This is a genomic window from Psychrobacillus sp. NPDC096426 (assembly GCF_044762745.1).
Lineage (GTDB): Bacteria > Bacillota > Bacilli > Bacillales_A > Planococcaceae > Psychrobacillus.
Genome location: NZ_JBIWEX010000008.1, coordinates 77,126 through 103,848 on the forward strand (window position 1 = coordinate 77,126; position 26,723 = coordinate 103,848).

The window sequence follows — 26,723 nt, forward strand, 5'->3', positions numbered from 1 at the left end:
ACGATTTAATGTAAGCGCTATCAACGACATGAAATGTCCATTAAACATCCCTAAACTACCACCAACTGTCAGATAAATCTGTCAATTTATTCTGTCGTCTATGTTTTCTGTGTTTTTTTCTCCTGTAACATTTTCCTTCCGTAGAATAATCGCATACATGAAAAAGCAGCCAAAGATTTAACCTTGGCTACTGTGATTTTTTTTGTATCAAATGGTAGTGAATTATTAGAATAGGATTGAATCGTTTCTTACACAGGGACGTTACAATCAACCAATCTCATATAATGGTGTGACAACACTCTCCAGTCCCTTGATCAGCGGGCCGCTTTCCTTCACTATTCAAACCACAAAGCCTTACTAGGATTCATCCTCGCCGCCTTCAATGCAGGATAAATCCCAAACAAACTACCAATCCCAAACGTTGATACAAAGCAAGTTTTACTGCCCACATCGGTAGCACTAATGCAAAAAGCTCTATGTTGCTATTCCACATTTCAATAAATGCATAGCCGAGTCCAATTCCGACCGCTCCGCCGATGAAACAAAGGAGTAGCGTCTCAAAGAAAGATTGTCCCATTATTTCCGTTGTTGTAGCTCCCAAAGCTTTTCGAATGCCGATTTCCCGTGTCCGCTCTCGTACCGACATGGACCATGACGTTCATAATTCCAGTTCCACTTATTAATAACGCCGTTACGGTTATCCTAAACGACATCAACTGCAAAATAAAAGTGACCTTCCCTAATGCACCGAGCATCTGATCTTGTTTGACTACACTGAAATCTATTTCAGAATGCTGCGCCTTGATGGCATTAAACACCGCACCATCCACTTTATCTACAACATTGATGTGCGCTGCTTCTACGACCATTTTCGTTAAATTTTTCATATCAGTCGTTACAAGGGCCGTTTCAATTGGTATGACTACATTATTGTCTGTACTTGAACCTAAAGTGGCATTTGGTGCAAGCACCCCAATCACTACATACGACTCTTCGTTAATTGTGACTGTCTTTCCAACTAACGAAAGTTCTTCAGCGGATGCATTATCACCAAGCAGTTTATCTATTATTTTTTTCCACCATGACTTAGTTTTTGGTGTAGTAGAAGAATCTGTTTCCCCTTCCACCGGTACTTCTTGATTATCAAGCAGTGTATCGTGAATATTATTACCGAGCACAATGACTTTCGCTTTCGCAGCTTGCTCTTCTTTTGTAAAAAAACGTCCTTCCGAAAGCTCCGCGTGTTGAATACGGCTGTACTGATCTGTCGTACCAATCAATGCAGATTGCACGGTTTTATCTTCATATTTTACAAAATTAATAGTTTCCAGCTGTGGTGTCACCGATTTTACATTGTCCACTTCTGCAATAGCTTGCGCATCTTCATACGTAAGTTTAATAATGCGTTGACTGCCCATCAACAAACAATAGCACTACCGAAAATGGATGAGAGAGTCGATTATGAAGCAGAATTGGTGCTCATCATAGGAAAAGAGGCGAAAAATGTATCCAAAGAAGACGCATTATCCTACGTATTCGGATATACAGTCGGAAATGATTTAAGTGCGCGGAGCCTCCAGTTCCTAAGTGGACAGTGGCTACTCGGTAAATCACTTGATCACTTTGCTCCAATAGGACCTTACTTGGTAACTTCGGACGAGATTGATCCTTACAATTTAGCCATTGAATGTAAAGTAAATGGTGAAGTTCGCCAATCTGCCAATACTAAAGATATGATTTTTGACTGTTCTACGATCATTAGTTATGTGTCCAAACATATAACGTTGAAACCTGGGGATGTGATTTTCACTGATACACCACAGAGGGTAGTAATAGGGTATCCTGAAGACGAACAAGTTTGGCTGAAATCTGGAGATAAAGTAGAAGTATCGATTGAAAAAATAGGGACACTTATAAACACATTGGATTGACAAATAAGGCGTTAGATTCTGAATCTCTTCGGAATCCAGCATTTTTTTCACGTTTCCCCGGAAAATTCCCTATACAATGGATACAACTCAATTAGATCTTTGTATTCTGATTACTATCAATCTCAGATACTACTTATTTCGCACGAATAATCGACAGAATTTGCTAACAAAATGAGAGCAACAATAAAAGCATTGGTAAACAAGAGATTCTCGTTTACCAATGCTTCTTCTTTGTTAATCATTATAAAGTTTGTTTATATCCTTTTGTTCATTACACTTTAAATCGATTTACTGCATCTGTAAGCCTATCACTTAGTCCTGTTAAAGTTTCAGATGCTTTCGCAACCGATTGAATTGCATGAAGTTGTTCATCAGATGAAGCACTCACTTCTTCACAAGCAGCTGCTGTTTGTTGAGAAGTAGCAGCCATCATCTGAATCGTCTCTACTACCTGATCTTTATAATTTGATACTTGTTCCACTTCTTGAGAGACTTCATCAATTGAAGATTGAATTTTGCCCATAAGCTCAGAAATTTCCCCAAAAGTCGTTTCTGTATCTACCACCACTGTCCCCTGTTTTTGGAAGGTTCCCCTGGTATCATTCATCTGCTCGCTTACTAGAGCAGATTCATTTTGCAATTCGATTATGGTCTTTTTAACGTCTTCTGTAGCTCTGGCTGATTGCTCCGCCAATTTTCTAACTTCTTCTGCGACTACCGCAAAACCTTTTCCATGCTCCCCAGCTCTCGCTGCTTCAATACTCGCATTTAAAGCAAGTAAATTAGTTTGAGTAGATATTTCCATGATGGTTTCCATTACTCCACCAATCGCCTTTACTTTATGTTCTAGCGTACTTACCACATCACTCATAGAAGTTAAATTGGTATTCCAAGTATGGAAGGATGATTTCAACTCACGCATTTGATTTTGTCCATTGATATTAATTTCATTAGCTTGTGTTGCAATAATTTTCATTTCATGAGACTTCGCACTTATTTGATTAATTTGATCACTTAAATGAGCGGAATTATGCGTAACTAATTCCGCATCTTCTGCTGATTTCGCAGCACCTTCCGCAATTTCTTCAATAGCTACAGAAACTTGTTCTGCTGAAGCCGTAGTTTCCTCTGCAACAGCACTTAAACTTTCCGAGTTGGATTGAACATGGTTAGCGGATTCTTTGACTACTCCAATGATATTGTGCATACTTAAGGTCATTTTGTTAAAGTAATTGGATAATTGACCAATTTCATCTGTCGATTTAACGATCGCTTGAACAGTTAAATCTCCCTCGGCAACCTGATTCATTAGTTTTTTCAATTGTTCAATAGGTTTTAAGATACGTCTTGTTGTAAAGAAAAGGGAGATGAACATGAAAATCATTACCGCGACAGCGATAATAAGGATAACATTACGTAAATTATCTGCCATTTCATTTATATTATCTTGCTCATATACAGCTCCAATTTTCCAATCTAACCCTGGGATGGTTGTGAATACTGATACCATTGCCTTTCCATCAGCAGTAACTCGAACTATACCTTCTTCATTGTCACTAGAAAGCATTCCTTTAATATAGGCGTTGTCTGATAAGTTTTCCCCTGCTGATGTTGGATGTGTGATTGCTGTGCCATCTTGTTCAACAATAACAGGGTATCCCTTAAACCCAAGTTCATTTTTAGATATGGTATCTGTCAAATTCGACAGTAAAATATCAATACCCATTACTCCCACTACTGCTCCGTTTACAACAACTGCTTTAGCACCTGTAATCGTATATGTCTTAGTTATTTCATCCAAATACGGCTTAGACCAAATGAAATCTTCTTTACTAGTCAATCCATTTTGATACCAATCCCTTGTAGTGGGATCGAAATCTGCGGGCAAATTGGCTGCTGGATATATTTCAAGTTGCTTATTAGGTAAAGCATAATAGATAGCTGAAGTTGCATCATATATCGACGTAAACTCTTTAAATTTTTCTGATAAACTTTGCTGAAGTTGAACTTTCGCTATCTCGTCCATTTCAATATATTCTTTATCGAAGCTAACGATCTCCGATGATTTAGACATTTGTATTAAAGCATTTTCATAAGAACCGAGATATGTTTCAATTGTAGAAGACATACCGTTGACTACTACTTGACTTTGTTCGATCAAACTTTCTTCTGTTTTATCACTAATCATTAATGTACTAATTACACTTAATGCTGCCATACTGATGATGATTAGCACCATAACAGTAATGATTATTTTCCATTTAACTGAATTCCTCATTTTGCAACTTCCTTCTTAGTAAAATTAAACTATAATTCTTTAAAAAACTTATTATAACAGGAATATTCTCATAGTTATAGTACAATAATAATAATTTGAATAGACTTAACAGGATGGAAATAGCAACTATCTATGATAAATAGACTTCCATATTAAAAATGGAAAAACAAAATCCATTTGTATAACCTTTGAAAAGAGTTTGATGAAAGAATTATTCGAAGACAAGTGTAAATACGTATATTAGGATGAACATAAAAAGTAACGGTGTAAAAACAAGTACAATCACCTATAATTTGGTCATTTCGCATTGAAAAATAAATAATTGTGTAACTAAAAAGCAGCCGAACATTTTCAATGTCGGCTGCTTTTTTCACGTGAATATTAAATGGTAGTCAGTTTTCAGAATAGTGTCCTAGACAGGGACCCATTTAATGAGGTACCATTATCTGACCGTTTCTTTCATTAGTTAAAAGAGTATGCATAATTAACTTGGATAATTGGCTGGGTTTGTATGGTTTAATTAAGTAATCTTTTGCTCCTAGAGAAAATCCTCTTTCTTTTTCATCAAGTGCAGTCGAAATGAAAATTGGAATATTTTTCAATCTTTCATTTCTCTTCATTTCTTCCATAACAGTCCAGCCATCAATTTCATCTGCAAGCATAATGTCCATAACAATTGCATCTGGGGCTTCTTTTTTCATTTGTTCTAAGGCTTCTTTACCGCTCTTATGGTGGCTTACATGAAAACCACTATTTTGTAATTCGTGGTTTAAAAGTTCCGCTAGGCTGAAGTCATCCTCAACGACCATAATTGTGTAATTAAGCATGGAAGCATTTCCATCCTCATTTTCTTTATTAGCGCTCATTGCAACTCGTGAGAAGCGAGTGGTAAATGTGCTACCTTTCCCATACTCAGAACTTACTGAAATCTCTCCGTCGTGCCCTTTCACAATCTCTTGGACAATAGCGAGTCCAAGACCTGTACCACCAATTCTTCGTCGGTCAGAATTATCGACCCTGTAAAATTGTTGGAATAATTTAGGGAGTGCATCTTCTGGGATTCCAAGTCCCTCATCTTTTACATCAATAAAAACTTGGTCTTTGCTACCGTAAATACGGATTGAAATATTTCCTCCTTCTGGAGAATATTTAATCGCATTACTTAATAAGTTTATAAACAACTGTTCTATTTTATCTCTGTCTCCTAGTATAATGGCATTCTCTAATTCTACAGTGTAAGTTATCTTGTGCAATGATGTGTTGATTTCTTGAAGCTCAATGACATTTTGAACAATCGATGATACGTCTATATATTTCTTTTCATAATTCTGTTTACCAGATTCCATTCTTTGGATATCAAGAAAATCATTTATTAAGAATGTTAGTCTTTTAGATTCGTTAAAAATAGTTTGCAAATATTTTGTTTTTCGTTCAGGCTTTAATTCTTTTGTTAACAACAACTCTGTGAAGCCGAGAACACTAGCGAGCGGCGTTCTTAACTCATGGCTGACTGTACTGACAAATTCAGACTTCATTTTGGCTATTTCATACTCTTTCGTAATATCACGATGGACTAATAACGTTCCTATGTGTTCATCACAGTCTTTAATAGTTTTACAATAAACTCTAATGACTTGCTGGTTGCCGGTCTTTTTGTAAATAAATGAATGCTCCTCATCAGGGGAAAGAAATGCAGCGTTTATCAAATCGTCTAATAAGTGAATAATCTCATCGTCTTGAATTTGTGCTCCCATGACACCACTCCATTGTTCCCAAGAAAGTCCTATCATTTGTTCAGTTGTATCACTCCATTTAAATATTCCGTGTAGCTGTTTGTTAATTTGTATTATTTTACGATCAGCATCAATTAACTGTATACCTTCCTGGACAGTGTTTAAAATATCTTGATTTAAACGTCGATCATCCTCTGATTGTTCGAATAACTTAATTTTTTCAAGGTAAATGGCAATTTGTTTAGCGAATGTTTCATACTCAGTTAGTTCATTATTTGAATAAGAATCACCATATCTAGAAAACACCATAACAGCTTCCACTTGAGAAGAAGATACAATAGGTAAATATAAGTCAAAGCTATAATGTAGGGTTTCATGATAACCCTTTTCTATAGGATGTTGTACTCTTTTTACTGTAATTGGCTTTTTTTCATTTGTTAACCGATGAATAAAGCCGTTGTCTATGTTATTTCTAAATTGTTCAATCCCGAAATTAGAAATCCCATACGAAGCAAAAGACTCTTCGTGAAGGGAGGAAATCATACCTTTATCTGATCCAGTGATTCTACACATATTTTCGATTATACTTTTAAAAACTACCTTTTTATCAAAAGAGGCGGAAATGCTATTAATTAACTCATTCCACCGCATAAGTTTTTGTTCATTACTTGTTACAATATTAAGTGCAGTTTGAAGTTCGTTTTGCTGGGCTAGAAGTTCTTCTTGTTGGGCTACTAGTTCTTCTTGTTGCGCGATTAGTTCTTCATTTTGGGCTAACAAATCTTGTTCTTTTTCCTGAATACTGTTCACCATCTTTTGGAAAGCGACTGATAAGATACCGAGTTCATCTTTTCTGTTTGTATTGACTTTTAAGACCGCAACTCTGCCCGCAGCAATTTCATTTGCGGAAAAGCTAAATTCAGAAAGGGGTTTTCCAATGCTCCTAAATATTTTACGAATTATTAGAAGTGAGAGAATTAGAGTTAAAATAAAAAAGAAAATTACACTGCTTTGGATGATTAACTGTTTCTCCGAGAGTTTTTGGGCATTATCTGTAAGTTGGCCATCAAGTAGAATAATAAATGATTTAGTTTGCTCCAAAAATTCTTCTGCCATAAAAGTGACGTTACTATCTTGAAGGTCAATACTAGGATCCTGATTTTTTTCATACTCATTCATAATGAGAGGAACTAACGTAGTGAAATAATAAGACGTAAAGTTATCAATATCCTGATAGATTAATACTTCTTCCTCGGTTTCAATCAATTTACTGAGTTCAGTAAGCTTTTGTTTGATTTCACTTTCAAAATTCAATATTTCCTTCGTGTTTTTCGGCGCTTTAATAGTAACAGAGTCGGTCATTATTAAAATATCGGAATTATACTGGTTATAGATGTAGTTAATTATTTGCCGTTTTTCTTCAATATTACTGCGCTCTTGAATATATTCGTCATGTATTTTATGCTGAAAGTAAAATAGTAAACCGCACCCCATAGCAAAAAAGAGAAAACAGATTCCCATTAATGATAAAACTTTGCGTGATAGTGAACTATTAAAATAATTAACTATCTTCATTAAGGATATCCCCAACTAGTTCTAAAAGTTTCAATGGACTAAATGGTTTAGCCATAAAATAATCGGCACCTGTTTCCAATATCTGCTTTTGTTCATATTCCTGACTTTTCGCTGATAGTATTAGAATTTTCGTATGCTCGTTTGTTTCGGCATGCCGGATTTTCTCAACAATTTCAAGTCCTGTATAAACAGGCATCATATAATCTAGAATGACCAAATCATATCGATTATTTTGCAAAAACTCCATTGCTTCACCGCCATCAACCGCTGTATCAATATTATAATTTTCATCTTCTAACGTATCTTCAATAAGCATACGAAGTACTTCTTCATCCTCTGCTAATAAAATTTGTTTCAATATTTACCACCTCGGTATTTTATTATTATGATTTTAGTGTTCTATAATATAGACATCTAATACACAAAAGAATCTTCGTAGAATACTTATTTTATCATATTTAGTATTCGTTCAATTCTTACTTGCAGTTCATTTACATTAAACGGTTTTGTTACATAATCATCGGCACCTAGCCTTAATGCTCGTTCTATCTCATCTTCGCTTTTTCTACCAGTAAGCATTAATATCTTATATTTCCCGGCATTTCTTCCTTGTTTAACTTTTTGGAGGACCTCTAAACCATCCATAACTGGCATGATACCATCTAGAATTAAGAAATGGCCGACATCCTCTTTTGCATGTTCTGAGTTTAAAAAAGATGGTCCATTTTCAAATACCTTAATGTTTAATTCGAAATTATCAATGGTTATAGATTCAAGAATTTGAGCCAACAGGGTCCTAATAATGATATCGTCATCGACAACCGAAATGTTAAGAACGTTTTTGGGGTGTGCATTAGGTGTCAATTGTAAGCATTCAACTCTCGCTCGTCCAAGGCGTTTTGCTTCGTATAACGAACTGTCCGCTTCTTTGAAAGCTTCATTGATCGAAACGAAGTCATCCTTTACGGTATATGTTCCTGCTGAAAATGTGACTGAAAAGCATACTTCGTGATGGGTAAATTTAATTTGAGAAAAACCTTTAATTAATTCATTTAAGCGTCTTATTGCATCTTCACTAGCGGTGTTTGGAAAGACAATGACAAATTCTTCTCCGCCATATCGATAAATTATATCCAAACTACGAATATTCCTTTTTATATATTGAGCAAAATCCCTCAGTACTTGATCACCCATAAGATGGCCATATGTATCATTTATATTCTTAAAAAAGTCAATATCAACAATACTAATGGAAAATGGCTGTTTCGTTCGTTTAAAATCTAAGAAAAATCGTTGCAAACTATCTACAAGAAATTTTCTATTATATACTTGTGTCAATTCATCAATTAATACGGATTGATCAAAAATTTTCTTGCGTTGCAAATGTCGATTAACCTTAACAACAATTTCTTCAATATCAAGAGGCTTTTTAAAAAAGTCATCTGCTCCATTTTGATAAGCTTTTATACGTGTTTCCTTATTATTATTGATACTAATCATAATCGTTGGAATAAAGTGTTTTTCGTTATGTTGCTGAATCTCTTGAAGTATTTGAAAACCATCTTTCTGTGGCAATTGAATATCAAGTATGAGGCAATCTGGTTTCATTTCGAAGTACTGTTTTACTGCATTTTCTGGGTTTGTATTAGTTATAACCATCCAGCCTTTTTCTTCTAACACATCTTTCAGCAGAATGAGCATAGAAACATCATCATCTATTATTTGAATAAGAGGAGCACTAGGATTAAGGACTGTACCATTATAGTTCACTGAATTGCCGGAGTTTTCATATAGATATATAAGTTCAATTAGAGGATATAGAAAAGCATTTAGATCGATTCCCTTCCACTTCTCAATCCTTTCGTTTTCCAGCTTTGATAATAATTCTGAAGAAATCTGCATTAGTTCGTCCAATTGTAGGGTTCCCGAGGTTCCTTTTATAGAGTGTAGGAATCGATATACTTCCTCAGTTAAAATTGTTTTTCCTTTTAAAGACAACCATTCCGTCAACTTATTTTTAGTATTTTGGAATAAATGATTTTTATATTTTTGAAGATCCATTAATATCCTCCTTACCAAAATGTGTATTCATTCTCTGTTAGAACCTTTCTATTTTTTTCTTGTATCGCACTAAATAAATGAGTCTATTATACTATAACAAAGATTATCGAATTATGTAATAATTGAAATGATTGCCTATTAAACTGTTTTGGAGTAAGCATAAATATTCACACCTTTACTAAACAGAAAGGTGTATAAAGTAACTATGTTACTATAATGTGTTTCATTTAAGCAAGATATTTCACACTCTCTTGGTAAAGGGTAAAATATGACGGCTAACTTAATTGAATCTATTTTAAAAAATATAAATGGGGGTTCAAAGCTATGAAGAGACTTTTTAAAATGAATAATGAAAAATTAATCCACTCCTTAGAAAGTGATGGGGGTTTGAACCTTGAAATTTATGAGCATCTAAATTGTGTTATTAAATTAGACACTAGCGGTAATCTCGTTTCTTATAACCAAGCATTTTTTAAACAGTATGGTTATAATGAGCAAGATTTTATAGAACCATTCTTAGATTTTTTCATTCAGAGTGAACCATTTGAAAAAAAACAGTATTTTGAAAAATCCCTCCTAGGCAAGACGCAAAGATTCAACACCTTAGGTCTCTGTAAAAACGGAGAGACCGTCGAAATCAATGTTACACTGATTCCAATAAAAAAGAAAACTGAGATGTCCATTTATGTAATTGTAAAAAATATCTCTGAATTTCAAGAGCAGGAAAAAGAGCTATTTCTAGCCAAAAAGACTCAAACAGTATTTAATGAACTAAATGATATCTGCAGTTTCTACTACGATGCCATCAACGATTTTCATCATTTTTCAAAGCAATTCCCCGTTATTTTTGGAATAAACACTGAAAAAAAAATTTCACCCTCACTAAAACTTCTCTTACAATATGTCCACCCTGAAGATTTAGATAGAGTAAAAGATACAGTTTATGCTGCTATACGTGAAAGAACTGGGTATCAAATGGAATATCGATTAGTTAGAAAAGATCGAACCGTACGATATGTATATGAACAAGCAGAAATTGTTCTTACTAAAAAGGGCCATCTCGAAGGGTTGGTTGGATTCATTCAAGATAACACAGAACGTAAAGTTTCTAATGATTTAATAGTAAAAGAAGATCAAATAGCGCTTTTTAATGACAACCCACTTGTAGGGGTCTGGTCTGTTAACGTGCAGACAGATCAATGTCTTAACACTTCAATGGGAATTGAGTATATATGTGGTTATACAAAAAACGATTTTAATAATGGAATCCAATGGTCTTCCATTGTACACAAAGAAGATTTATCTCAATATTTGGATAACCAACATACATTAGAAGGAGGAAATATCCTTCACCATCAATACCGTATTGTTCATAAGAATGGTGATATTAGATGGGTGCAAGATTATACAATTCCTACACTAGATGAAGATGGGGAAATAACGCAATTGAATGGGCTTATTTCAGATATTACAGAGCAAAAAGTATTGAAAGAAAAAATAGGGTACCTTACTGACTATGACTTTTTGACCAAACTACCTCGTGGTCACAAATTCATTGAAAAATTACAGCTACTAACGGAAGAGTACGCTGATAGTAACAATAAGTTGGCTGTCATGAAATTGGATATTGATCGTTTCAAATATGTAAACGATACGCTCGGAAACCAAGTTGGAGATGAATTACTAATACAAATCTCTAATCGCCTTTCCAAACATTTAACATCTAATGATCTACTTGCCCGCCGTGGTGGGGATGAGTTTCTGATTTTGATAGGAAAAATGAAATCGGTTGAATCGCTAAAATTTATAATCAACAAGTTAATTGAAAGCCTAAATGAACCATTCTATATTAAAGAGTATCAATTATATCTCACTGCAAGTATTGGTATTAGTACCTACCCTGAAAATGGAGTAAGTAGTCTAGAATTATTAAGAAACGCAAGTCTTGCATTATCTAAATCCCAAAAAGATGGAAAGAATAATTATAGAATTCTCTCGAACTTAAGTAGTATTCAGTCTTATAAAACCTATAGCATTGGACGTGATTTAAAAAAAGCAGTAGAGAATAATGAAATGAGTTTATATTTTCAACCACGAGTTGACGCTCTTTCTTATCAAATTATCGGTGCAGAAGCTCTTATCCGTTGGAATCATCCCGAATGGGGACTTATTTCTCCACACGAATTTATTACAATAGCTGAAGAAAATGGTCTAATTATGGATATAGATGATTGGGTTTTAAAAGAGGTATGTATTCAAATTAAAAAATGGAAAAATGAGCAACTACCGACTGTTCCAATTTCAATTAATGTATCTGCCGTTCATTTTATGAAGCAAGATTGGCCCTCTACAGTTGCAAAGTTAATTCGAAGAGCTGGCATTCATCCGCAAGATATTGAACTCGAAATTACTGAAAGTACGTTAATGGATAATAAAGAAATGGTGAAACAAACCATAAACAAATTAAGAGAAATGGGTATTAAGATTGCATTAGATGATTTCGGAAAAGGCTATTCTTCTATTTCCTATTTATCTCAATATTCATTTGATACGATCAAAATTGACAGATTATTTATACGAAACATGCTGCAAAGCGAACGAAATTTGCATATCGCAAAATCAATTATATATATGGCCAAAGGATTAAAAATAAACGTGGTCGCTGAAGGTGTGGAAACAATTCAGCAATTAAAAATACTTCAGAGAGAACATTGTAATGAAATTCAGGGTTATTTATTTAGCCATCCTGCACCAATTAATGAATTTGAAACACTTTTACAGAACAAGAAATTACCACCAATGGATCCTAAGCAAAAAGCGAAACAAAGCAAGAGAAAAAATTACCGCCTTAATTTCCCCTACCCACTTGAAGCAGACATGAAACTTGAGTCGATTGCTGGTCAAAACGTAGAATTAAGAAAGACTAAAGTATTAATTGAAGATATAAGTATTGGCGGTCTTCGTTATGTTTCAACACTCAAATTGCCAGTTAGAGGAGATATACTTTTTAAGTTTAAAACCGAAATTCTTGGAAAATCCATTACTTTGTATGGAAGTATTGTTTGGAAAGAAGAAATAAACGAGGAATTAGTGGAGTACGGTATTAAGTTTATCATCGGAAAAGGCGAACAAACTTCTCTTTCTAGTCTAATTAATACTTTTACTAAATCATTAAAACATGATAAAAGCTTACCGCCATATAGAATGATAAATGAAGATAGGTATCAATACTTCAAGCTGTAATACTGACCTTGCTATCAAAGCTTTTATTAGAGACTATCAATATCTGTATAAAATGACAATCAACCTTGTGTAGTACCATTACTTTGTGATTTTTTGAATAAGAGTACGCGCCAAATAATGCCCATCTAGTTTGGATCGGGTGTTATTTGGTGTTACTTATTAAATATTGAATTGTATCCAATTGTCAGAATTATCCCAGACACAGGGACGTCTGCAATCCTACAAGTTTCACAGCTGCTCGGTAACTCGCTTATAATATCAGCCGTTTTAATCGAAATCATTCTCATTTCCTCGATGATACCCATATTCTATAATGCGCTTGAATCCTTCTTGGAATTCTGCTGTTGTCGGGCAACAATACCTCCTATGCTTTTCACTACATGTTATCGATTTAATACAAGTAATTAAATATTATGTCGTAACTAGTCGTAATCTATAAATTTAATGGTAAGTCCTAATTATAAAAAAATTGCGTAGGTATTTCAGGTGAATTGTATCTGTAGTATTGATTCTAGCAAAGGGTCTTATCAGGTTTCTACATTCTATTAAATGGCTTAGGAATAGAATGTTCGCTTATACGATTAAAATAATTATTTAAATTCCAAGAATTTAAATCGATAATTTAGCACTACGGTGTAGAAGGTACGAGCTTCTAAAGTGAAGCCCGATAACTGATAGGATTTCTGCATATCAGAGATAGATTTATAGACTATTGTCAGAGTTGTTCCTTACAAAGGGAGGCCTTCATGTACATACCTATTTCAAGAAAATTAGATTCTACTATCAGAATTATTTGTGATGCAAGTACGCATCATTTTGCTTCTCTGAATCAATAGCTGATGCACTTCATCCGAAAAATTGTAGTCAATTGTGTCTTACACAGGGAATTCCCACCACATCCGCCTCCCCTCCCATTTGAATTCCACCCTAAAGTACATTAAAATAGTAACTTGGAATTCTTTTCACATAGTTTTTTTTAACACACCAACTTCACAAACACGAATTATTATTTGCTATTTTAAATAACAACTAAATAAACTTTTAGATTAGGGTATATATTAGAATAAAAGGCTTTAGGAGGGAAACATGAATACGATGGAACCATACTACATTACTGAGTCTAAAAAAATGTGCATAAAGGCCGGGATGGATCCGAATGAGGTAGCAAGGCCAAGGAAATTTTTAAGCGAGGGACCATTTGAAGAGAAGCGAAAATCATATAGTGAGATACTTTCGGTAGTGCGTTTTTTCTCAAATAAGTTACTCGATTCCTTAAAAGGTACTCCGATACTTGTTGTTGTTTCGGATGCAACTGGTTTTCTGCTTGAAATTGAAGGAGACGAAACGATCAAGTCTACTATTGAACAATTTGGGATTAAACCCGGTAGCTTATTTACTCAAGAAGATACAGGCACGAATGTCATTAGTTTATCTTTGCAACAAAAGCACCCGATCAGTTTGATTGGTGGGCAACATTATCATACATTTCTGCATGGAATTGCTTGTTATGGGACCGCCTTTCACTATACAGATGAAGATAACTTGCTTGGCAGTGTGTGCATCATGATGCCTATCCAGTTTCAGAATGAACTTTTCTTAACGATGCTTACCCAGGCAGTCGATTCCATTGAAAGGGAACTATTATTAAGGAAACAAAATAAGAAGCTTAATATTATGAATCAGATTATGTTAAGCAAAACTAGAAATGGCATCGTCATTACTGATGAGAAAGGAATTACTACCGAGTTTAATAGTTTTGCGGAAATAATTTCGAATAATAGCAGAGATTCGGTAATGGGAAGAAATATTTGTGAGTCTTCTTTAACGGGTGCGTATTTTAAAGAAGTTTTAGACCATGGAAAAATAGTGGAAAATGAAGAATTAAAGTTCAAAGACGCCGACGGTAATCTTATTGTCTGCTTGTTTGATGCGCAGCCAATTTATGAGGAGGACAAAATGATCGGTGCTTTTGGTCAGTTTAGGGATATTTCGGATCGTTACTCATTGCAAGAGAAATATAACTACTTGGCTTATCATGATGATTTAACCAATCTACCTAATAGACGATTTGTTCAAAAAGAACTAGAAGCCGTCACAAAAGAACTACACGCAGGTAAAGATCGGACATTAGCTCTTTTATACATAGATTTGGACCGTTTTAAAATCATTAATGATAATTTTAATCACTCGTACGGAGATAAACTTCTGAAGGAGGTCAGCAAGCGTTTAGGTGTTTGTCTTGGAGAAAATGATATACTTGCACGTTTGGGTGGCGATGAATTTGTTTTCCTATTGGAAGACTTTGAGGATCCTGATTATGTCATGAAAAAAGCGAAAGAAATACTCCATCTAATTCGACAGCCTTTTCAGATCAAAAACAAAGAATTACATACGACAGCAAGTATTGGGGTTGCGATTTATCCGGACTATCCAATCTCAATGGAACAGCTCATGATCTACGCTGATAATGCGATGTACCAGGCAAAATCTCAAGGAAAAAATTGCTATGTCGTTCATACCTCTGAATTATTAGATGTCATGATGGACGAATATATGCTCGAGGTCGATTTAAGAAGAGCTCTGGAGAAAAACGAGTTTGTTCTTCATTATCAGTCCCAAATTAATAACGATACCGGTAAATTGGTTGGATTTGAAGCGTTAATTCGCTGGCAGCATCCTATGTTCGGTCTAATACCACCAGGAAAGTTCATAAAACTGGCAGAAGAAAACGGTTTGATCACCCAAATCGGAGAATGGGTCATCGATGAGGCTTGTTCACAAAATAAAAAATGGCAAGACGCTGGAATGACGCCAGTCAAAATCTCCGTTAATTTATCGACGCAACAGTTCCTTACTGGTAATCTCATACCATATATGGAAGAGGTGCTCGAACGTACAGCGCTTGATCCAGCATATTTGGTCGTAGAAATTACTGAATATATGGCAATGGAGTACGAATACTCTATTCAAGTATTAGAACAGCTAAAAGCACTCGGTATTGGCATCAGTATTGATGATTTTGGGACAGGCTATAGCTCGCTTAATTATCTTAAAAATTTTCCGATTGACTACATTAAGATCGACAAGTCTTTTGTTAGCGAATTAATGAACAGTGAGAAGGACGCCGTAATTGTAAACGCAATTATCACTTTAGCACACAACCTCCATAAAGAGGTGATAGCAGAAGGAGTGGAAACAAAGGAACAGCTTGAATTTCTGAAAAACCATCAGTGTGATATTACACAAGGTTATTTCTTTAGCAAACCACTTCCTGCTGGCGAAATTGAGAAGATTTATTTAACTAAAGAAGGAGAATGATGTCATGAAAACAACTTCATCCGTTTTAGTAGCAAATTTTAAACATTGGGGAATCCATCATATTTTTGGTATTCCAGGAAAGGCAATTTCCCCAATATTATTTGAGGTATTACGCCACGATATGGAATTTGTATTAAGTAAACACGAAGCAGCTGCAGGGTTTGAAGCTTCTGGATACGCGTTGATGAATCAGAAAATTGGGGTCGCAGTTGGGACTTCTGGACCTGGGGGGACTAACCTTCTTACTGCTGCTGGACAAGCGAAAGCCTCAAATCTACCACTGTTAATCATTACAGGACACCCTTCAATGAAAGACACTGGAAAAGCAATGGGACAAGATTCCAGCTTATTTGGAGCTGATCTAGTAGACATGTTTAGATCTGTCACGAAGTTTAGTGCACGAGTAGAACGAGGAGATATGCTACAACCATTCCTTCAGCATGCCCTAGAAAAAGCGTTATCTGGTGTAAAAGGACCCGTACATCTGTCCATTCCGTTTGATATTTTATTAGATGAGATTGAACCGTTCCAACTGGAGTTACCAATGTCTCATGAAATGATATCACCTAAAACGAGTGAAGTCATCGATAAACTGAATGGAGCGAAGCGTCCCCTTCTATTCCTAGGAAAAGGCGTTCATTCCAGTAAAGCTTACGAAGAAGTACAGCATCTTGCGGAGCATTGGAACATCCCTGTAATTACTACACCAGGAGGAAAAGGAGCATTTCCTTCCAATCATACGTTGTCACTAGGAGCATTCGGATTAGGTGGTACCGATGAGGCTACCGCATACTTACAAGAAAAGATTGACCTACTCCTTGTCATCGGTTCCAAACTAAGTGATATGTCCACTGCCGGATTAGCGGAATCGATGTATCCAGAGCACGTCATTCACTTCGATTATGACCCAACTTTTATCGGAAAATCGATTCAAGTACCAACTACTCCGATACTCGGTGATATAAAAGCGAATCTGACGGCTATTTTAAAGGATATACCAAAAACCGATAGCGAAGCATTTTTAACACCACTCGAGTGGATTCAACTAGAGGAAAATAATCCAGGAGAGCGAATGTCGGCAGTCCAAGTATTACGGGCGATGCGTTATGCACTTCCAGATGACGCGATTGTTTTTGGAGATGATGGAAGCCACTCTTTTTACGGCATTAAATACTTTGACATATATAAGCCTGGGACTTTCTTCTTTGATGATATATTCGGTGCAATGGGTAACGGGATTGGCTATTCCATAGGCGCAAAACTAGCAGCTCCAAAAGAAACAATTGTATGCTTAGTCGGGGATGGATGTATGTTCATGCACGGTACCGAACTTTCCACAGCGTACAATTATAACTCCTCTGTCTTGTTTGTCGTGTTGAACAATGGACGACTCGATATGGTGGAAAAAGGAATGCAAAAAATGATTGGCACCTCTATTGGTGGTGTGTACGAGACTCCGCTGGATGCAACCAGATTTGCCGAATCGATGGGACTAGAAGCATATACTTGTCATAACCCTTTTGATTTAACTGATAGAATAAAAGAATCATTACATAAAATGAAAGAAACAAATAAACCAATCGTGATTGAAGTATTAGTCGATGAAAACGAAATTCCACCAACTATGGGGAGGCAGTAAGATGGAAAATAACAAGCGATACGAGGCCGGAATACAAGCAATGGAAGCATTATTTTCCGAAGAAGTACGAAATGGCATGGCAGGAATCCAAAATATTTCACCAGACTTTTGGGAGATGATTGTGTCCTTCGGCTTTGGAGATCTCTACGGCAGAAATAAGCTCTCCCACTCACAACGGGAAGTGATCACACTCACAGCACTGATCACACAAGGAGCGTTCGATCAGCTAAGAGTTCACTTACAAGCAGCGCTAAATGTCGGGCTTACCAAAGAAGAAATAATCGAGCTCATCATCCACTGTGCCGGATACGTCGGGTTCCCAAAAGCTGTTCAGGCAATGGGAATCGCTGGGGAGATTTTTAAAGAAACACGATAACAAGATTTGAAATGGCCCTGTGTATGAAACAATTCTAATTTTGAATTGTTTCATACACAGGGCCGCAATTCAGGATCAGCTGCATCATACAGCTCCACATCCAACATCTTCTCTTTCTTGGATTTCATACAAGTCTTCTCCTATTTCGTCCACTCCTCTTCACAACAATAACACTGACAAAATAAGAAACCATAATCCCGAAAAAATCTATTCCAACATCAAACAATCTTCCGTTTCGATTGAAGTACAGCTGAAGTACTTCCGTAAAAGCTGCAAATACACCAGTTACTATAAGTGCAAAACTAAACCGCTTCCACCAAAGAAGATATAATGTGTACAACAGAGCGAACGTCAGCATATGACCAGTTTTTTGTATAATATAAAATTGGCTTTTTAACTCGATATCACTCGTAATGAATAAATCCAGGAAATTGGGAGAAGGTTCAAAACTAAACTGGACAACTTGATCACACAAGAAGATATATGCATCTGAAGTAGTTGTCGCAACTAGTATCCAAGCACTCCACAAAATAGTAAGTAGCGGATAAATCATAGGAATCATCCTTTTTTCTTATTTGCATCTTGGACAAAGCTTACCCATCCACATAAGTTCGTAACAAAATTATTACAGAAACTTCAATTCTATCAAATGTATTCTCACTATCAATAAGCATATCCCTCATCTGTACCGCTCTACCTAAAACCAAAAGAAACAACAAAGCGAGCTAATTAGTCCTTCTATTTCATCCTTGTCAAATTTTATTCTTATCCAACAAGTTTCTCAGTTGCTCGGATAACTCTCTTATAATATCATCCGTATTAATCGAATCATTTTCATTACCTAGATGATACCCATATTCTAAAATACGCTTGAATTCTTCTTGTAATTCTGCTGTTGTCACGCAACAATCCCCCTATGTTATCACTACATGTTTATAGATTAATAAACAATAAACTTTCCAAACATTGTACTACAAAGTAATTAAATATAATGTCGAAACGAGTCGTGATCTATAAATTTTAAAGTAAGCCTGATTTATAATCAGGGACTTATCAGGATTCTACTTGCTATTACACTATCTCCCAATTCACCTACATAACGACCGACTTTTTCATTATTCATAGATATTCATTTTTTGAGTGAAATTAGATGTGGGACTTACTAGTATGAAGGGAGCCGTTGATATTGTCGCTAGAATGCCAGAAGTTAACTATGTAAGTTCTTTGATTGGTACATCATGTTTTGTTTCCCTCAAACAAAGGTTTTTGTACGAGGAATGTATAGGAAAGATCTTCGCACCAATCATTAAAAATCTATTTCTTAAGAGATGTATATAAAAATTACCCCTATCATTTTTTGTAGTACAATAATATTAAGAATTTTCTTTCAACGGCAACTAACTTCTTAAAGTTAGATATTCTTTATTTGCAAACAAGCAGGATGAATATTCTTAATATACTTTCCATTCTAAAATTATTTAATGAAAATAAGAGGGGGTTCTACAATTGTCTTTGTGCAATCAACATTTATCCATACAAAAATCAATTAGTGAATTGTTTATACATGCTAAAATTCCTTTCACAATAATTAATACAGAAAAAGAGATTCAATTTATTAGCCCAGCATTGAAAGATCTAATAGATCTTAGTTCCGAGAAACAGCTCGAAAAGTTATTTGATCATGACACAATAAGAAATGCTTTAAATAAAGTAATAAAAAATAAAATGATGGTCTCAACTCTCTATGAGATTACGGATGGTGAAACACTCTTGTTTTCATTGTTTCCAATCATTAAAAACAATCATGTAGAAGGAATAATCATTCTTTTGAATCATAAAGACCAGTTAATAGACCAAAATAATTATTTTTTTGAAGAGGATTTAAAGGCCATTTTTGATTTAAGTTTTGATGTCATTTATGTCTCAGATCAGAATGGAAAAACACTTAGAGTCAGTAACGCTGCAAAGAAATTGTGGGGACAGGAACCTGAGGAACTAGTTGGCAGGAACGTTGCTGACTTGGAACAAAAAGGGATTGTCAAGCCGTCTATAACGCTAATGGTTTTAGAAAAAAAAGAAAAAGTAGCTGCTTTTCAAACAACAAGTACAGGCAGAAGATTAATGGTTGTTGGAACCCCAATAAAAGATGAAAAAGGGAATGTTATCAGAGTCGTTAATGCCTCTAGAGATATAACAGAAGAAAGCAGATTACACTCAGAATTGGAGGAGGCTAACAGGCTCTTAAGTGGTTACAAGGAAGAATTAAAGAGTTTGCGTAAACAAAGAATGTCGGAAAATGAAATCATTTTTTGTAGTCGTGAAATGGAAAAAAGTATGTATTTAGCCGAGAAAGTAGCTGTTGTTGATTCTACAGTTTTAATATTAGGAGAATCAGGTGTTGGAAAGGAAGTAATTGCGAGCTTCATTCACCAAAAAAGTTCAAGGAAGGATAAACCTTTTATAAAAATTAACTGCGGTGCTATTCCAGAGAGCTTATTGGAATCCGAATTATTTGGTTATGAAAGTGGAGCATTTACAGGTGCAAATAAGGGCGGGAAAATGGGACTATTCGAGCTTGCCAGTGAAGGAACGTTGTTTTTGGATGAAGTAGCGGAAATGCCTTACGTTTTACAAGTAAAGCTCCTTCGAGTCCTACAAGAACAGGAGATTACTAGAATCGGGAGCTCAAATCCTATTAAGGTGAATGTCAGAATAATTGCGGCTACAAATCGAGAACTCGAAGAAGAAGTACAAAAAGGTTCGTTCCGGGAAGATTTATTTTATCGATTAAATGTAGTACCAATCCATATTCCTGCTTTAAGAGAAAGAAAAGAGGATATCGTGCCTCTATTAATGCATTTTATGGATTATTATAACGATAAATATTCTAAGAACAATTCTTTTTCTCTAGAGCTAATCGAGGCACTACAACAATATGATTGGCCTGGAAATGTTCGGGAACTACAGAATATTGTTGAACGATTAATTGTCATTTCGGATGAAGACGAGATATCTGATGGATACTTTCCATATAGATCTAAGAGTTCTGAATATAAGAAACAAGTAGAGGTAAATGAAATTATACCTTTAAAGGAATGTTTAGAAATGGCAGAGAAGCAACTCTTACATTTAGCAAAACAGCGCTATTATACTACTACAGAAATTGCCAAAGCGTTAAAAGTAGATCAGTCTACAATCAGTAGGAAACTTCAAAAATTAAAAGTTTGATATATGCTTCAGAAAAAATCTATGCAAGATTACATAAAACCTATGCAGAATTGCATAGGTTTTATTTTCAATGTTGTTATTAATCAATTAGATTTATTATTTCTTCGTATTTTCAGTCAAAAATTGTTTTGGCATCAAAATTGCATTGTTAACGATGTGAACTATTTTGAGGAAGGGGATTCAGAAGAATGATCATGTAGTAGTTATATTGTAAGTGACAGCGTTTCAAAAAAGAGAGCGTTTTCAAAGGAGGAAAATATGAAAAATTATCGTTACTTCATTATGGGTATGATTGTTTTTATGACTGTTATTAACTATGTTGACCGTGGTGCTCTTTCATATGCACAACAGGCCATCATTAGTGAATTTGGTTTTGATCATGTTTCTTGGGGAGCCGTACTTGGTTTTTTTGGTTATGGTTATCTCTTCGGTTCAATTTTAGGTGGCATGCTAGCGGATATTAAGGGACCGAAGTTCGTGTGGATCATCATTGGTATAGGATGGTCTATATTTGAGATAGCCACTGCCTTTGCAGGTGAAATTGGTATGATGCTTTTTGGAGGATCTACTTTGGCTGGTTTCGCAGTGTTCCGTATTTTATTTGGATTTGCGGAAGGACCGGCATTTTCAACCATCAACCGGACAAATGCCAATTGGGCAGCACCGAAAGAGCGAGGTTTCGCTGCATCACTAGGCCTATTGGGAAGTCCCTTGGGCGCGTTATTGACTGCCCCAATAGCTGTTGGATTATTATCTATCACCAGTTGGAGAATGATGTTTATCATTCTAGGAACGCTAGGGATTTTATGGGTAATAGTATGGACCAAAGTGTTTACAGATAAACCGGAAGATAATCCAAGGGTATCGAAAGAAGAATTAGCACTCATCAATTCCAAAGATGATCTTCTCATAAATGAAAAATTAGTTGAATCTAATGGTGTTCACACGAATAAATGGTATCACTTTTTCAAAAATCCAACACTTGTTTTTAATGCAATTGGTTATTTTGCTTTGCAATACATTACATTTCTATTTTTAACTTGGACACCGAAATACCTTCAGGATGTCTACGGTTTTCAACTTTCTGCACTCTGGTATTTAGGGATGATTCCATGGATTGGTGCATGTTTTACAGTCATCCTTGGCGGAAGGCTATCAGATTATTTGAGGAGAAAAACAGGAAATTTACGAATTGCACGCTCAGGACTTGCTGTTGTATCACTATTCTTGACAGCTGTTTGTTTTGTTCTCATTCCATTTACCGACAGTGTTGTTGGAGTGATGGCTTTGATGTGTATCGGAAATGCTTTCAACTTTTTGCCTAACTCGGTGTACTGGACGGTCATTCTTGATACAGAACCGAATCTTGCAGGAACCTATGGCGGTATTTCACATTTTATTTGTAACTTAGCAACCATTATAGCTCCTACATTAACAGGAGTTTTGGTGATTAACTATGGTTACCCTTCTATGTTTATCGCGGCGGTTGTAGCAGTTGTTATCGGCATGGTGGCCATGATGTTTGTTAAACCGGGTCAGTCCGAAATGTATAGTAAGAGGTCTTTAAAGAGTCCTAAAGTTAAACCCCAAACATGAAGATTACTGGCTATCAAATTACATCCTATACAATCAAAAGTAACCAAGACAACTTTATAAATAAAATCCATTAGATAGATCAGTTGGATGATAACGGTTAAAGCCACAAGAAATTTAAAAGGAGTGAACTGAGATTGAAAACAAAAGAAGATTTATTAACCTATGACATTATGAAATTATCTAAACTGATTAAGGAAAAAGAGGTATCAGTTGTGGAAATCACTTCACAACTTCTAGATCTTATCGAAGAGGTAGATCCAGTCATTAATTCTTTTATTACGGTAGATCGTGAAGATGTATTGCTACAAGCAAAAAAAGCTGATGAGGAAATCGAAGCAGGTCTGTACAAAGGACCTCTTCACGGGATTGCAATAGGATTAAAAGATTTAATCTATACGAATAACTTGAAAACGACGATGGGATCTGAAATATATCAGAATTACATGCCGAAGTCTAATGCGACAGTAGTTGACATGCTAAAGAATGCCGGTGCTATCATCGTCGGAAAATTGAATACCCATCAGTTTGCATATGGTCCTACAGGCGACCGTTCTTTTTATGGACCTGTCAGAAATCCTCATGATCCGCAAAAAATGACTGGAGGATCTAGCAGCGGTTCTGCAGCAAGTGTTTCTGCATGCTTATGCTTCGGATCTTTAGGCACGGATACAGGAGGATCTGTCAGAATACCGGCTTCCTTTTGCGGGGTTGTTGGAATGAAGCCAACCTATGGACTGATCAGTAAAAATGGCGTATTCCCTCTTTCATGGACACTTGACCATGTTGGACCTTTAACACGAACAGTAATGGATAATGCCATCCTTCTTAATTCTCTTGCCGGCTATGATTCGAATGATCCTGCCTCGGTTCAGCGGGAGGCTGAAGACTTTTCCCGACTTATCGGAAAAGGGATTGAGGGGATGACAATTGGGCTTCCTTCCACATTCTTTTTCGATGATATGAATGAGGAAATCAGACAAATCATTGGAAATACGGTTGAGGTATTGCGTGAGCTTGGGGCGGTTATCAAACCAGTTGTGTTACCAAACATTGAAAAATTCACAGATGCACACAGACACATTTTAAGAAGTGAGGCCTATGCGGTTCATGAGCAACACTTAAGTGATTATCCAGATCAATGGGACGATGAGGTAAAAGAACGTCTATTAACAGCACTTGAGACAAAAGGATTTGAGTATGCTCAGGCGCTACAAACACGTCAGCTTGCTAAAGACGAGTTTAATAGAGCATTAGAGGAAGTAGATGTAATTCTCACTCCAACCTTGCCGATCTTACCGCCCAAAATAAATGAACGCCATGTCGACATTGAAAAATATGTTGGGCAGCATATTCGCTGGTCCATTATTAAATTAACTGCTCCGGCAAACTTAAATGGATTCCCAAGCTTGTCTATACCGTGCGGTTTTTCTTCCGATGAAATGCCAATCGGCGCCCAATTTATTGGCCGAGAATTTGATGAAGCTGAGCTATACCGAATTGGCTATGCGCTCGAACAAAAGCTTTCCATTAATACAGCGAAATTTCCAATCAAAAATTTGTAAGCTTAAAAATATCTAGATAAGGAACTTAGATTGTAGACAATCATAAGCTCAAATTATAAAAATAAGAGTACCCTTTCGTGCACTTGACAAATAGCCGTATATTACGATTATTATAATCAGATATTCGGCTATTTTGTTTATTTGCTACATGCTGTTTGGATCGATTTTGACCAACGTTTTAGAGGGTATGCTCCTTGCTTTCATATGCTGCCTTCTTTAATAACCCTAGCAGGAATTCCACCAACCATCTTTTCTGTACGTTGAGCTTCGTCAGTTTCGATTGTGTGATTAAATAATCTCGTTAATCTTCGTACATTCATTCTATCGTTTAATAATTCAGGATCAGCTGCATTATACAGCTCCACATCCAACATCTTCTCTTTCTCGGATTTCATACAAGTCTCCTCCTATTTCGTCCACTCTTCTTCACAACAATAACACTGACAAAATAAGCAACCATAATCCCGAAAAAATCTATTCCAACATCAAACAATCTTCCGTTTCGATTGAAGTACAGCTGAAGTACTTCCGTAAAAGCTGCGAATACACCAGTTACTATAAGCGCAAAACTAAACCGCTTCCACCAAAGAAGATATAATGTGTACAACAGAGCGAACGTCAGTATATGACCAGTTTTTTGTATAATATAAAATTGGCTTGTTAACTCGATATCACTCGTAATGAATAAATCCAGGTAATTAGGAGAAGGTTCAAAACTAAACTGGACAACTTGATAATGCAAGAAGATATATGCATCTGAAGTAGTTGTCGCAACTATGATCCAAGCACTCCAAAAAATAGTAAGTAGCGGATAAATCATGGGAATCATCCTTTCTTCGTATTTGCTTCCATTTTTGTAAACAGCCTACCCATCTACATGAGTTCGAAACAAAATCACCACATAAATCCCAATTCCAACAAAGGCACCCGCACTATCAATAACTACATCCCTCAACTGTGCTCCCCTGCCGGGAACAAAAAGCTGATGCACTTCGTCCGATATGGCATACATTACGCAAATGAATAAAGCTAGTCCCATTCCCTTATACCCGAGTACCCCACTTAACCGCAAGGAATGTATAAGAAGCACACCTAGCACTAAATAGATAAAAAAGTGAGCATTCTTTCGAACAAGATGGTTTAAGTTTCCAACAATAAAATCAGAATGAGGAGCAACTTTTTCTACCGCTGTTACAATAACCTCGGTTAACTCTGTGCTCAACTCGTTCGACTCATGAGCCGGTTGGTGAGAAAAATAAAAAATTAATGCCATCCATAAGATTACTGCTATGTAGGATAAAATTTTCTTCATATTTTAATTCCTCTTCTATAATTAAAATGCAAATTAACAATTCTACTATTAATATATCAGACAAATCCCTAAAAAATATATGAAAATATAATATTCCGTCAATTGAAAATGTACAATATCATTTTGCTCTAATAGTTAATAGGGACAATCGTAAATACATTGGATTAACAAACATAAAAGGTGCCGGATTCTGAATTTATTCGGAATCTGGCACCTTTTTCTCCAGTGAATTCACTGGATTGTCCAACGAACATTTTGTCAGTGTCTTTATTGGGGCTCTATATATAAAAGTAACTTTTAGTTTTTATCCACACGTTTCCATATCAATTTATCAACCGGGTTAAGACCATTATAGATTTTAATCTGGTCTCCATCTATTGAAGCAATGCGGGGTTGGGCTTGACTAAGCCAAGTCGGATTCATGCTCACATCCATGTGATGTGTCAGTTCTTTTTTTTCTTCATTTATTTCGAATCGACCTGAATAAGCTAAATAACCGTGCGCTGCTTCTGCCATTTCTTCAGTCGTTCCTGTATGTAAGTCTCCTGATTGGTAAGGGTGACGTCCGGTTGCCATTAGTTGAGCAGACATATATCCGTCTGGATTATACATGATAAACCCTTTTGCATCTTTTCCTAAAGGATAGACCGTATTTCCATTTTCATCTTTTGTTTCGTAAGATAATAATGACCATGTACCAATCACTTGTTCACGTAATGTTTTGGATGTTTGCGTATTCATGATATTCCTCCTCGATTAGTTAACCTTACATCTTGTAATCACTTGATTATTTTCCTCTAAGACATTATTATAAGCCTAAGATATATATAAGAAAAATACATACTTTTGATAACACTTATTTGTAAAACTT

20 protein-coding genes are annotated in these 26,723 nt (G+C 35.8%); 8 read left to right on the forward strand and 12 right to left on the reverse strand.

Annotation, left to right across the window (positions count from 1 at the left end):
- Window positions 1–379: 379 nt before the first annotated feature.
- Entirely contained in the window at window positions 380–646 is a 267-nt protein-coding gene (locus tag ACIQYS_RS08845; RefSeq protein ID WP_402977841.1) for an ABC transporter permease, read from the reverse strand.
- Window positions 558–1,418, reverse strand: a complete 861-nt coding sequence (locus ACIQYS_RS08850) for an ABC transporter permease (protein WP_402978086.1) — start codon at window positions 1,416–1,418, stop codon at window positions 558–560. The genes ACIQYS_RS08845 and ACIQYS_RS08850 overlap by 89 nt, the downstream gene beginning before the upstream one ends.
- Before the next feature lie 24 nt (window positions 1,419–1,442).
- Between ACIQYS_RS08850 and ACIQYS_RS08855 the strand changes: the two genes are divergently transcribed.
- Window positions 1,443–1,931 (forward strand): fumarylacetoacetate hydrolase family protein, encoded by a 489-nt coding sequence (locus ACIQYS_RS08855; RefSeq protein WP_402977844.1) that lies wholly within the window; start codon window positions 1,443–1,445, stop codon window positions 1,929–1,931.
- A gap of 271 nt (window positions 1,932–2,202) precedes the next feature.
- Here the strand turns inward: ACIQYS_RS08855 and ACIQYS_RS08860 are convergent, their stop codons facing one another.
- From ACIQYS_RS08860 to ACIQYS_RS08875, 4 genes are all read right to left on the reverse strand, one after another.
- Complete coding sequence (locus ACIQYS_RS08860) at window positions 2,203–4,209, reverse strand: methyl-accepting chemotaxis protein (RefSeq protein ID WP_402977847.1); 2,007 nt, start codon at window positions 4,207–4,209, stop codon at window positions 2,203–2,205.
- Between the two features lie 428 nt (window positions 4,210–4,637).
- A complete protein-coding gene (locus ACIQYS_RS08865; protein WP_402977850.1) occupies window positions 4,638–7,517 on the reverse strand; it encodes an ATP-binding protein in 2,880 nt (959 codons plus the stop codon).
- Window positions 7,504–7,875, reverse strand: coding sequence for a response regulator transcription factor (locus tag ACIQYS_RS08870; protein ID WP_402977855.1), 372 nt, complete (start codon window positions 7,873–7,875; stop codon window positions 7,504–7,506). Before ACIQYS_RS08870 ends, ACIQYS_RS08865 begins: the two co-directional genes overlap by 14 nt.
- An 86-nt stretch (window positions 7,876–7,961) precedes the next feature.
- Window positions 7,962–9,578, reverse strand: coding sequence for a diguanylate cyclase (locus ACIQYS_RS08875; RefSeq protein WP_402977858.1), 1,617 nt, complete (start codon window positions 9,576–9,578; stop codon window positions 7,962–7,964).
- Window positions 9,579–9,920: 342 nt separating this feature from the next.
- Here ACIQYS_RS08875 and ACIQYS_RS08880 point away from each other — a divergent pair, with 342 nt between their 5' ends.
- The 4 genes from ACIQYS_RS08880 to ACIQYS_RS08895 all read left to right on the forward strand — a co-directional run bounded on the left by ACIQYS_RS08880 (window position 9,921) and on the right by ACIQYS_RS08895 (window position 18,154).
- Complete coding sequence (locus ACIQYS_RS08880) at window positions 9,921–12,821, forward strand: EAL domain-containing protein (RefSeq protein WP_402977861.1); 2,901 nt, start codon at window positions 9,921–9,923, stop codon at window positions 12,819–12,821.
- Between the two features lie 1,086 nt (window positions 12,822–13,907).
- Complete coding sequence (locus tag ACIQYS_RS08885) at window positions 13,908–16,139, forward strand: EAL domain-containing protein (protein WP_402977864.1); 2,232 nt, start codon at window positions 13,908–13,910, stop codon at window positions 16,137–16,139.
- Window positions 16,140–16,143: 4 nt separating this feature from the next.
- The gene (locus tag ACIQYS_RS08890) at window positions 16,144–17,778 is read left to right on the forward strand and encodes a thiamine pyrophosphate-binding protein (protein ID WP_402977867.1); all 1,635 of its coding nucleotides are present in this window, start codon (window positions 16,144–16,146) and stop codon (window positions 17,776–17,778) included.
- Window positions 17,741–18,154, forward strand: a complete 414-nt coding sequence (locus ACIQYS_RS08895) for a carboxymuconolactone decarboxylase family protein (RefSeq protein ID WP_402977870.1) — start codon at window positions 17,741–17,743, stop codon at window positions 18,152–18,154. Before ACIQYS_RS08890 ends, ACIQYS_RS08895 begins: the two co-directional genes overlap by 38 nt.
- A gap of 124 nt (window positions 18,155–18,278) precedes the next feature.
- Here the strand turns inward: ACIQYS_RS08895 and ACIQYS_RS08900 are convergent, their stop codons facing one another.
- Together ACIQYS_RS08900 and ACIQYS_RS08905 are read right to left on the reverse strand one after the other, a co-directional pair.
- Entirely contained in the window at window positions 18,279–18,707 is a 429-nt protein-coding gene (locus tag ACIQYS_RS08900) for a VanZ family protein (protein WP_402977873.1), read from the reverse strand.
- 199 nt (window positions 18,708–18,906) lie between these two features.
- Entirely contained in the window at window positions 18,907–19,056 is a 150-nt protein-coding gene (locus tag ACIQYS_RS08905) for a YwzD family small protein (RefSeq protein ID WP_402977876.1), read from the reverse strand.
- 604 nt (window positions 19,057–19,660) lie between these two features.
- Here ACIQYS_RS08905 and ACIQYS_RS08910 point away from each other — a divergent pair.
- From ACIQYS_RS08910 to ACIQYS_RS08920, 3 genes are all read left to right on the forward strand, one after another.
- Window positions 19,661–21,382, forward strand: a complete 1,722-nt coding sequence (locus ACIQYS_RS08910) for a sigma-54 interaction domain-containing protein (protein ID WP_402977879.1) — start codon at window positions 19,661–19,663, stop codon at window positions 21,380–21,382.
- Between the two features lie 258 nt (window positions 21,383–21,640).
- Window positions 21,641–22,978, forward strand: a complete 1,338-nt coding sequence (locus ACIQYS_RS08915; RefSeq protein ID WP_402977882.1) for an MFS transporter — start codon at window positions 21,641–21,643, stop codon at window positions 22,976–22,978.
- Window positions 22,979–23,112: 134 nt separating this feature from the next.
- Window positions 23,113–24,540 (forward strand): amidase, encoded by a 1,428-nt coding sequence (locus ACIQYS_RS08920; protein ID WP_402977885.1) that lies wholly within the window; start codon window positions 23,113–23,115, stop codon window positions 24,538–24,540.
- A gap of 200 nt (window positions 24,541–24,740) precedes the next feature.
- Here ACIQYS_RS08920 and ACIQYS_RS08925 read toward each other — a convergent pair whose 3' ends face one another.
- The 4 genes from ACIQYS_RS08925 to ACIQYS_RS08940 form a co-directional block, all read right to left on the reverse strand.
- The gene (locus ACIQYS_RS08925) at window positions 24,741–24,935 is read right to left on the reverse strand and encodes a maltose acetyltransferase domain-containing protein (protein ID WP_402977888.1); all 195 of its coding nucleotides are present in this window, start codon (window positions 24,933–24,935) and stop codon (window positions 24,741–24,743) included.
- Window positions 24,932–25,360 (reverse strand): VanZ family protein, encoded by a 429-nt coding sequence (locus ACIQYS_RS08930; protein ID WP_402977891.1) that lies wholly within the window; start codon window positions 25,358–25,360, stop codon window positions 24,932–24,934. Before ACIQYS_RS08930 ends, ACIQYS_RS08925 begins: the two co-directional genes overlap by 4 nt.
- A gap of 45 nt (window positions 25,361–25,405) precedes the next feature.
- Complete coding sequence (locus tag ACIQYS_RS08935) at window positions 25,406–25,852, reverse strand: VanZ family protein (protein WP_402977894.1); 447 nt, start codon at window positions 25,850–25,852, stop codon at window positions 25,406–25,408.
- 297 nt (window positions 25,853–26,149) lie between these two features.
- Complete coding sequence (locus ACIQYS_RS08940; protein ID WP_402977897.1) at window positions 26,150–26,593, reverse strand: lipocalin-like domain-containing protein; 444 nt, start codon at window positions 26,591–26,593, stop codon at window positions 26,150–26,152.
- Window positions 26,594–26,723 lie beyond the last annotated feature (130 nt).

What these genes read in the sequence shown, in the direction of transcription:
- ACIQYS_RS08930 (WP_402977891.1), bottom strand. Translation starts at nt 25,360, where the DNA reads ATGATTTATCCGCTACTTACTATTTTTTGGAGTGCTTGGATCATAGTT.
- ACIQYS_RS08860 (WP_402977847.1), bottom strand. Translation starts at nt 4,209, where the DNA reads ATGAGGAATTCAGTTAAATGGAAAATAATCATTACTGTTATGGTGCTA.
- ACIQYS_RS08875 (WP_402977858.1), bottom strand. Translation starts at nt 9,578, where the DNA reads ATGGATCTTCAAAAATATAAAAATCATTTATTCCAAAATACTAAAAAT.
- ACIQYS_RS08925 (WP_402977888.1), bottom strand. Translation starts at nt 24,935, where the DNA reads ATGAAATCCGAGAAAGAGAAGATGTTGGATGTGGAGCTGTATAATGCA.
- ACIQYS_RS08940 (WP_402977897.1), bottom strand. Translation starts at nt 26,593, where the DNA reads ATGAATACGCAAACATCCAAAACATTACGTGAACAAGTGATTGGTACA.
- ACIQYS_RS08900 (WP_402977873.1), bottom strand. Translation starts at nt 18,707, where the DNA reads ATGATTTATCCGCTACTTACTATTTTGTGGAGTGCTTGGATACTAGTT.
- ACIQYS_RS08845 (WP_402977841.1), bottom strand. Translation starts at nt 646, where the DNA reads ATGTCGGTACGAGAGCGGACACGGGAAATCGGCATTCGAAAAGCTTTG.
- ACIQYS_RS08890 (WP_402977867.1), top strand. Translation starts at nt 16,144, where the DNA reads ATGAAAACAACTTCATCCGTTTTAGTAGCAAATTTTAAACATTGGGGA.
- ACIQYS_RS08915 (WP_402977882.1), top strand. Translation starts at nt 21,641, where the DNA reads ATGAAAAATTATCGTTACTTCATTATGGGTATGATTGTTTTTATGACT.
- ACIQYS_RS08855 (WP_402977844.1), top strand. Translation starts at nt 1,443, where the DNA reads ATGGATGAGAGAGTCGATTATGAAGCAGAATTGGTGCTCATCATAGGA.
- ACIQYS_RS08880 (WP_402977861.1), top strand. Translation starts at nt 9,921, where the DNA reads ATGAATAATGAAAAATTAATCCACTCCTTAGAAAGTGATGGGGGTTTG.
- ACIQYS_RS08850 (WP_402978086.1), bottom strand. Translation starts at nt 1,418, where the DNA reads ATGGGCAGTCAACGCATTATTAAACTTACGTATGAAGATGCGCAAGCT.
- ACIQYS_RS08885 (WP_402977864.1), top strand. Translation starts at nt 13,908, where the DNA reads ATGAATACGATGGAACCATACTACATTACTGAGTCTAAAAAAATGTGC.
- ACIQYS_RS08895 (WP_402977870.1), top strand. Translation starts at nt 17,741, where the DNA reads ATGAAAACGAAATTCCACCAACTATGGGGAGGCAGTAAGATGGAAAAT.
- ACIQYS_RS08935 (WP_402977894.1), bottom strand. Translation starts at nt 25,852, where the DNA reads ATGAAGAAAATTTTATCCTACATAGCAGTAATCTTATGGATGGCATTA.
- ACIQYS_RS08865 (WP_402977850.1), bottom strand. Translation starts at nt 7,517, where the DNA reads ATGAAGATAGTTAATTATTTTAATAGTTCACTATCACGCAAAGTTTTA.